Annotated in this window: 6 protein-coding genes and 1 pseudogene; 2 read left to right on the top strand and 5 right to left on the bottom strand. The window is 66.6% G+C overall.

Translation table 11 applies throughout. The features are described from left to right. Positions 1–32 precede the first annotated feature (32 nt). Both AC1DYI_RS22775 and AC1DYI_RS22780 read right to left on the bottom strand, forming a co-directional pair. Positions 33–434: a DUF488 domain-containing protein gene (locus AC1DYI_RS22775; protein ID WP_477206417.1), complete on the bottom strand. Its 402-nt coding sequence runs from the start codon at positions 432–434 to the stop codon at positions 33–35. A gap of 16 nt (positions 435–450) precedes the next feature. Further along, entirely contained in the window at positions 451–1434 is a 984-nt protein-coding gene (locus AC1DYI_RS22780; RefSeq protein ID WP_477206418.1) for a tripartite tricarboxylate transporter substrate binding protein BugE, read from the bottom strand. A 141-nt stretch (positions 1435–1575) separates the two neighbouring features. Between AC1DYI_RS22780 and AC1DYI_RS22785 the strand changes: the two genes are divergently transcribed. Next, a complete protein-coding gene (locus AC1DYI_RS22785) occupies positions 1576–2709 on the top strand; it encodes a DNA alkylation repair protein (protein WP_477206419.1) in 1134 nt (377 codons plus the stop codon). A gap of 22 nt (positions 2710–2731) precedes the next feature. Here the strand turns inward: AC1DYI_RS22785 and sixA are convergent, their stop codons facing one another. The 3 genes from sixA to AC1DYI_RS22800 all read right to left on the bottom strand — a co-directional run bounded on the left by sixA (position 2732) and on the right by AC1DYI_RS22800 (position 6360). Then, positions 2732–3220: a phosphohistidine phosphatase SixA gene (gene sixA, locus AC1DYI_RS22790; protein WP_477206420.1), complete on the bottom strand. Its 489-nt coding sequence runs from the start codon at positions 3218–3220 to the stop codon at positions 2732–2734. 16 nt (positions 3221–3236) lie between these two features. Further along, positions 3237–5366, bottom strand: coding sequence for a polyphosphate kinase 1 (gene ppk1, locus AC1DYI_RS22795; protein ID WP_477206421.1), 2130 nt, complete (start codon positions 5364–5366; stop codon positions 3237–3239). A 106-nt stretch (positions 5367–5472) separates the two neighbouring features. After that, positions 5473–6360, bottom strand: a complete 888-nt coding sequence (locus AC1DYI_RS22800; RefSeq protein WP_477206422.1) for a UDP-2,3-diacylglucosamine diphosphatase — start codon at positions 6358–6360, stop codon at positions 5473–5475. Between the two features lie 216 nt (positions 6361–6576). Between AC1DYI_RS22800 and AC1DYI_RS22805 the strand changes: the two are divergent. Next, positions 6577–6936, top strand: a pseudogene (locus tag AC1DYI_RS22805) (M4 family metallopeptidase); the annotation flags it as partial.

Consider the following 6936-nt stretch of genomic DNA (forward strand, 5'->3'; position numbering starts at 1 on the left):
GCATGACACCGCCATGTCGCGGCGCTAGTTACTTAGAGCACTTTTGCGGGCGCGATATTTGCCCCTTGCTCTTGCAACAAAGTGCGTAATACCGAGCGGTGGCACTGCGCCTCTATCTCACAGTAACAACCGACAGAAAAATGACTTTGATGTGACAGCGCCGCCAGCAACGCGATCGAGCGCGCCGCATCGGGCTCGGCCATCTCGTGCCGGTAGGCCTTGACGAACGCGGCCCACTGCGCCTGGGTCTCGGCCTGCTGGCCCAGCTTCATCGTCTCGGCGCTGGGCGCCAGGTTCGGGTACCAGACGTCGTAGTAGTTGCGCGAAGCGAACTCGGTCTTCGGCACGCCGCGCGGCGGCCGCCGCACGGTGCCGATGCGCGTGCCTTCGTCGGGCACGCGCTCGCTGCCGAGCTTGACGATGTGAACCGGCATAAGGTCGATCAGTCGATCAGTCGAGCTTCAAGCGCTGCAGCTGCACGACCCGCTTGTAGGTCAGCAGTTCGTCCTGGATCTGCTTGGCGAAGTCGGCCGGTGAGTTGGCGACAATGATCGAGCCGGTGTCCTCGATGCGCTTCTTCACCTCAGGCATCTCGACAGTTTTCTTCACCGCCGCGTTGATCTTGTCGACGATGTCCTTGGGAAGATTGGCCGGCGCGTGGATGCCGTAGAAGGCCATGCGGTTCACCGGGGTCAGCCCGACCTCGGCAAAGGTCGGCACGTTCGGCAGCGAGGCCACGCGCTGCGGCGCCGCGACAACGATCGGGATCAACCGGCCGTCCTTGATGAAGGGCAGCGCCGACGGCAGGTTGTCGAAGATGATCGGCACCTGGCCCGCGACCACGTCGTTCAGCGCCGGGCCCGCGCCGCGGTACGGGATGTGGGTGATGAACGCCTTGGTCAGGCTCTTGTACAGCTCCATCTGCAGGTGGCCGATGCCCCCGGTGCCCGAGGTCGCAAAGCTGTATTTGCCGGGCTTGGCCAGGATCTCAGCCAGGAAGGCCTTGTAGTCCTTGGCCGGGAACGACGGGTGCACGGCGATCACGTTCGGCGTCGCGGCAATGTTGGTGATCGGCGTGAAGCCGGCGATCGGGTCGTAGCTGACGGCCGGGTTGATTGCTGGGTTGGCGGCCGTCGTCGAGACGGTTGCCATGCCCAGCGTGTAGCCATCGGGTGCGGCACGCGAAATCTCGGTCGCGCCGACCACGCCGCCGCCGCCGCTCTTGTTCTCGACGATCACCGTGCCGCCCAGGTTCGGGCCCAGCTTCTCGGCCACCACACGGGCAATGATGTCGGTCGTGCCACCCGGTGCAAACGGCACGATCAGCTTGATCGGTTTGGTCGGGTAGCCCTGCGCTTGCGCCGAGGTGGCGACCCACGCGCAGGCCAGCAAGGCAGTGGCGGCGACAAGGTGGCGACGAGTGGTCATGCGCATCTCCAGTACAAAGGTGATGTTTGTTGAATGATGTCAGGAAAGAGCCCATTGCATGCTCGCGCCGACACTGTCAGCAGGGTTTGTGGGAATCACGTAGCAAAGGCCCTCCGAGGCCTATCGTTTTCACTATGCTGCGGCTCCATGCCTGACGCGTTCAAGAACCTGATCAACGCCCGCACGGTGGCCGACGCCGCAGCCCACCTGCACACCGCCTGGCCAGCGTTCGACCGCCGCCGCTTCGAGCGACTGGCCGGCCAAGGGCTGGACGGGCTGGAGATGAAGGCCCGTGCGATGCAGATCGCCGAGGCGCTGGACGCCTGCCTGCCAGCGGACTTCAAGCAGGCTGCGGCCATCGTCGAGGCTGCGCTGGCGCCCGCGGGCGGGCACGGTGTCAGCGGCAACGACACAGACGGTGCTGGCTTGCGCGGCTGGGTTGTCTGGTCGCTGGGCGAATTCGTCGCCCGACGCGTGGCGCAGCGCCCGGCTGATCTGCAGCGTGGCCTGCAGTGCCTGCACGCGTTGACGCAGCGCTTCACCGCCGAGTTCGCGATCCGCCCGCTGCTGCGCGACCACCCGAGCGACGTCTGGCCGGTGCTGATGCGCTGGTCCGAAGACCCGAGCGCCGCGGTACGCCGCCTGGCCAGCGAAGGCAGCCGCCCTCGCCTGCCATGGGGGTTGCGCTTGCAGGCATCGGTGGTCGACCCGAGCCCCGCGTTCGCGTTACTGCACAAGCTGCAAGACGACCCCGACGAGATCGTGCGCCGCAGCGTCGCGAACCACTTGAACGACATCGCCAAAGACCACCCTGACCTGCTGGCCGACTGGCTTGACCAGCACCTGCCCGACGCGTCGGCCGAGCGACGCGCGCTGCTGCGCCATGCCAGCCGCACGCTGATCAAACAGAGCCATCCACGGGTGATGGCGGCCTGGGGTGTCGGCGGGCGCTTCAAGGGCGACGCCACATTCAGCATCGCTCCAAAGAAGGTCGCCGTGGGCGACGAGCTGGTGTTGACGCTACAGCTACGCTCACGCGCTCGGAGCACGCAAACGCTGGTGATCGACTATGCGGTGCACCATATGACCGCCCGCGGCACCCCGTCACCCAAGGTGTTCAAAGGTTGGTCATTGACGCTGGCCCCCGGCGAGGAGCGCACCCTCACCCGCCGCCACAGCCTGAGGCCGATCACCACGCGGCGCTACTACGCGGGTTGGCACGCCATCAGCGTCAACATCAACGGCACCCAAGTCGCCGAGGCCGGATTCACCCTCGCCTGACGCGACACGCGCGACTCCGAACTCAGACGAGCTCGGGACTTCTCACTGCAACCAACACCACTTCACCCCGGTCTTCACGCGGGCGGTGGCGCAGCCACCAGACGCCGCCCTTGCGGATCGACCAGGGCACCAGCAATTCGGCTTCGGCGCCAAGCAAGCGCGCACCTGTCATCAGGTACGCCGCAGTCAAGCCGAGCGTGGGTTGATGACCCACCACCAGCACTGGCTCGCGGGCATCGGGCCAGCGCACGGCGGCCAGCAGCCCCTCGACCGAGCCTTCAGGTGCCAGCGCTTCAGAGATCTTGAACTTGCGTTCCAGCGTCTCGGCCGTCTGACGCGCACGCAAGGCCGGGCTGACCAGCACCTTGGTCGAATGCGGCAGCACCTGGTTCAGCCATTCGGCCACGCGCCGGGCGTGGCGTTCACCCTTGCTGGTCAGGCCACGTGTCGGGTCGTCGACGCCATCGGCCAGCTCTTCGGCTTCGGCGTGGCGCCAGAGGATCAAGTCCATACGGGTCGAGTATCGATCAGCCCGCCCCACCGGGGCCAAAGCGCGCCATCAGCGCCTGCTGCGCACTGGCGCCGCCCCGCTCGGCACGGTAGCTGCCGTCGCTTTGCAGCAGCCAGGCATCGCGGCTGTCGTAAAGGTAGGGCACCAGGCACTCGTCGAGCACGCGCTGACGCAGCTTGGGGTCGCGTACCGGCCAGGCGAGCTCGATGCGGCGGAACATGTTGCGCCCCATCCAGTCGGCGCTGGACAGGTACAGCGCCTCGTCTTCGTCGCCATCGCCCCAACGGAAGTACAGGATCCGAGAGTGCTCGAGGAAGCGGCCGATCACCGAGCGCACGCGGATGTGGTCGGTCTCGCCAGCCAGGCCCGGTGGCAACATGCAAGCGCCGCGCACGATCAGGTCGATCTGGGCACCGRCGCGGCCGGCGTCGACCAGCGCATGGATCATCGCCGGCTCGGTCAAGGCATTGCACTTGACGACGATGCGGGCCGGCTTGCCAGCCTTCGCGGCTTCGGCGACCTGGGCGATGTGCTTGACCAGCCGGCGGTGCAGCACGAAGGGTGCGGTCAGCAGGTGGCGCGGCGGCTTGACCCGCGTCAGGCTGGCGATCTGCTGGAACACCCCGTCGGCGTCGGCCGCGATGCCGGGGTCGGCCGTGAGGTAGCCCACATCGGTGTACAGCCGCGCCGTCTTCGGGTTGTAGTTGCCGGTGGACAGGTGAACATAACGGCGCAAATGCGTGGCACCCTTGCTGGTGGTTTCACGCCGGGTGACCAACAGCAGCTTGGCATGCGTCTTCAACCCGACGATGCCGTAGACGACCTGCGCGCCGACTGCTTCCAGCCGCTCGGCCCAGTTGATGTTGGCTTCTTCGTCGAAGCGTGCCTTCAGCTCGACGACGACCATCACCTCTTTGCCGCGCCGTGCTGCTTCGATCAGCAGGTCCATCAGGACTGACTTTTCGCCGGTGCGGTAGACCGTCTGCTTGATCGCCAGCACCTCGGGGTCGTGCACCGCCTGGCGCAAGAACTCCACCACCGGCTCGAAGCTTTCGAACGGGTGGTGCAACAACACGTCGCGTTCACGCAAGGTGTCGAAAAAGGCATGGTGACGCGGCAACCGGCCTTCGGGCCAAGCCGGCTCGTAGCGCGGGAAACGCATCCACTCGCCACCCACCAAGTCATCGGCCTGGTCGATCAGTTGGGTCAGCCGCACCAGGTTGACCGGGCCGTTGACGCGGTACAGCGCGGCGTCGGGCAGGTCGAACTGTTCGAGCAGCAAGCGCCACAGCTGCTCGGGGCAGCTGTTGACCACTTCCAGGCGAATGGCCTGGCCGAAGTGGCGCGTGGTCAGGCCGCTGCGCAGCGCCTGGCGCAGGTTGGTGACGTCGTCCTCGTCGACATCCAGGTCGGAATCGCGTGTGACCCGGAACTGCGAGAAGAACTCGACCTCGCGGCCGGGAAACAGGTCTTGCAGGTGCGCGCGGATCACACTCGACAACAGCACGAAGCCCTGCCGCCCCGGCCGGCACACGGTGGCCGGCAGGCGGATGACCCGCGGCAGCACCCGCGGCACCTTGACGATGGCGATCTGGCTCTCGCGGCCGAACGCATCGCGCCCGCCCAGGCGCACGATGAAGTTCAGCGACTTGTTGGCCACCTGCGGAAAAGGGTGGGCCGGGTCCAGCCCGACCGGGATCAGCAGTGGCCGGACCTCGCGCTCGAAGAAAGCCGCCACCCATTGGCGCTGCGCGTCGTCACGGTCTTCGTGGTTGATGACCTCAATGCCGTGGCGCGCCAGGGCCGGCATCACCTCGTCGTTGAAGACCGCGTACTGCTCGTCGATCAGGGCATGGGCGCGGGCGGCGACTTCGGCCAGGTCGGCGCGCGAGGCTTCGCCGGGCGCGGCGCGGGCAGCTTCCAGCGTGTCGGCAAAGCGGACTTCGAAGAACTCGTCGAGGTTGGACGAGACGATGGTCACGTAGCGCAGCCGCTCGAGCAGCGGCACGTCTTCACGCTGGGCCTGGGCCAGCACCCGGCGGTTGAACTCCAGGATCGCCTGCTCGCGGTTGAGCAATGCCAAGGGGGCGCTGGTGCTCGGGGCAGGCGCGTCTACCGAGGCCGCGCCGGACAAAAAATCGCTCATGGCGCCAGTTTATGAATCTGTTGTGACATTGGAATGACCCTTTCGGCCTGTGCCGCCCTCCGAGGGTCCGGTGCCGGCCCGAACAGCGGCGGCACCTCGCGCACCATCAGGCGCCCAGCGCCGAAGCGCTGGCCGCCACGGTTTCCGGCAGACGCGGCGCCACCGCGGGCACCTCTTGCTCGTCCGCAGCCAGGGCCAGCGCCATCTGCGTCCAGTCGATCAGTTCGAGCCGGCCGTCGGCGTGTTCGGCCAGGGCGGTCAGGCTTTCGACCCAGTCGCCATCGTTGGCGTAGAGCACGCCGTCGATCTCGCGCATCTCGGCATGGTGGATGTGGCCGCAGACCACGCCGTGCACGCCGCGCTTGCGCGCCTCGCGCGCGACGGCCGACTCGAAGTCGCTCACGTAGCTGACTGCGCGCTTGACCTTGAGCTTCAGGTATTTCGACAAGCTCCAGTACGGCAGGCCCAGACGGCCACGCAGCCGGTTCAGGTGCCGGTTGAGCTTGAGCGTGAACTCATACAGCGAGTCGCCCACGTAGGCCAGCCACTTGGCGCATTGGATGACACCGTCGAACAGGTCGCCATGGGTGACCCACAGGCGCTTGCCATCGGCTGTCTCGTGCACGCAGTCTTCGATCACCTCGACACCACCGAAGCTGTGGCCGAGGTACTTGCGCGCGAACTCGTCGTGGTTGCCCGGCACGAAGACGACCCGCGTGCCCTTGCGCACTTTTCGCAGCAGCTTCTGCACCACGTCGTTGTGGGCCTGCGGCCAGTACCAGCCACGCCGCAGTTGCCAGCCGTCGATGATGTCGCCCACCAGGTACAGCGTGTCGGACTCGGTGACCTTCAGAAACTCCAGCAGCGCATGGGCCTGGCAGCCCGGCGTGCCGAGGTGGATGTCGGAGATCCACAGCGTGCGAAACCTCAGCGTCGGGTGCGACGGCGCGGCGGCATGCGACGGGAGCGGCAGGTCGAGGGCGGCGGTCTGCATGGCCTTGCATGCTCGCGGCGACCCATGACGCGCCCGTGAAAAGGTCATGAACTTTCAATGACCTGCCACCCGACCGGCGCTTGTTCAACGATCTTCAGCAAACCCTCGTTCATGAAGGTGAAAGCCTTGTGACAGAAGGTTGTCGCCGACATCATGCGGCCCACGCACCTGGACCGCAGGTTGCGCCCCACTTGATTCGCCCACAAGGAGACCAGCTTGAATTCGCATTCTCTTCGTCGCGTGGCCCTCGCCTGCGCGGCCTTGTTCAGCATCGCGGCCCAGGCCGCCGCGCCGGCCGACCATTCGGCCGCTGTCTCTCGCGCCCTCGCCCATCTGCAGCAAGGCGAACGCTCGGCGAGCAGCACCGGCTTCGAAGCCAACGATGTGATCCTCGACGCCGACGGCACTGAGCACGTGCGCTTCGCCCGTCGCTTCCAGGGCCTGCGCGTGATCGGTGGTGACGTGGTCGTCCACAGCCACGCCAACGGCGAGCTGCGTGGCCTGTCGCGCACGCTGGCCTCGGCCCCGATGCTGGCCGTGCAGCCCAAGCTGAAGGCTGCCGACGCTGAGTGGCTC

This window comes from Ideonella sp. P3_A4 (assembly GCF_056403075.1).

Excerpts from the sequence above, each read along its gene's own strand:
- AC1DYI_RS22785 (WP_477206419.1), top strand. The coding sequence starts at position 1,576 with ATGCCTGACGCGTTCAAGAACCTGATCAACGCCCGCACGGTGGCCGAC.
- AC1DYI_RS22800 (WP_477206422.1), bottom strand. The coding sequence starts at position 6,360 with ATGCAGACCGCCGCCCTCGACCTGCCGCTCCCGTCGCATGCCGCCGCG.
- AC1DYI_RS22780 (WP_477206418.1), bottom strand. The coding sequence starts at position 1,434 with ATGCGCATGACCACTCGTCGCCACCTTGTCGCCGCCACTGCCTTGCTG.
- AC1DYI_RS22775 (WP_477206417.1), bottom strand. The coding sequence starts at position 434 with ATGCCGGTTCACATCGTCAAGCTCGGCAGCGAGCGCGTGCCCGACGAA.
- sixA (WP_477206420.1), bottom strand. The coding sequence starts at position 3,220 with ATGGACTTGATCCTCTGGCGCCACGCCGAAGCCGAAGAGCTGGCCGAT.